The 727-nt window shown below is 40.7% G+C and carries 2 protein-coding genes; both read right to left on the minus strand.

From position 1 onward, the window contains the following. The coding region (locus BJU60_RS15305) for a hypothetical protein (RefSeq protein ID WP_167615764.1) at positions 1-102 on the minus strand (102 nt) is incomplete at its 3' end. Positions 103-543: 441 nt separating this feature from the next. Further along, positions 544-727, minus strand: a 184-nt coding sequence (locus BJU60_RS14750; RefSeq protein WP_039964200.1) for an antitoxin VbhA family protein, incomplete at its 5' end; no start/stop codon positions are given.

The raw sequence follows: 727 nt of genomic DNA on the forward strand, positions 1-727 counted from the left end.
CTCATCACGAAGCATTTCCGCATCTGTTACATTCAATTTTTTGATATGCCGATACCACTCATTAATCTTCTGTCCGACCACAGCAGCAGGAATACTCTCCATCCCATCTCTCTCCTTCGACATCCCTTTTTATGTTAAATGCTAGCATAATTTGTACGTTATAAAATCCATTCTAGTTCCAATTTTGAAAATTTTCGGTATCTCGCAACCGTTTTTGAATTTTGCTCGGTATCTCGCCATCAAGTTTTAGGAATCATGACAGCAGACAAAACGAAAAAAACGCATTTAAAGCCCTTATAAGCGTTTTTAACGCTTTACCCTATTTCAATTACACAAACAAAAATAAAAGCGCTCAGAATCGAATCTGAGCGCTCTCAACGGCATTTTTGAAATGCACGACATGTTTTTTTATACGTTTTATTTTCATCTTACATTACTACCCCCCTGTTAGAGTGTGGGGGTTCCAGCTGGCTACGGTGCTTCGCTTTTCGTTGCCACTCGACGACTGCCGTCGTCTTCCGCTGCGCACCTTCGCCTAGATCTCTATTGTATCACTTTATAAGCCAATTCAAGAGCCTTTCTCTCAAATTCTTCATCTGTGATCTGACCCGATGCATGCTGCCATAATAATTCTTCCTCGTCAGCTGTAAGATAAATTCCTTCAATGGCGTGTGTCGCTTTCGCATATCTCATGCCTTTTTCAAAACGCTCTCTTGTCATTTTCATC

The sequence above is a fragment of the Exiguobacterium aurantiacum genome (assembly GCF_001766415.1).
In the GTDB taxonomy this organism is placed as follows: Bacteria; Bacillota; Bacilli; order Exiguobacteriales; family Exiguobacteriaceae; genus Exiguobacterium; species Exiguobacterium aurantiacum_A.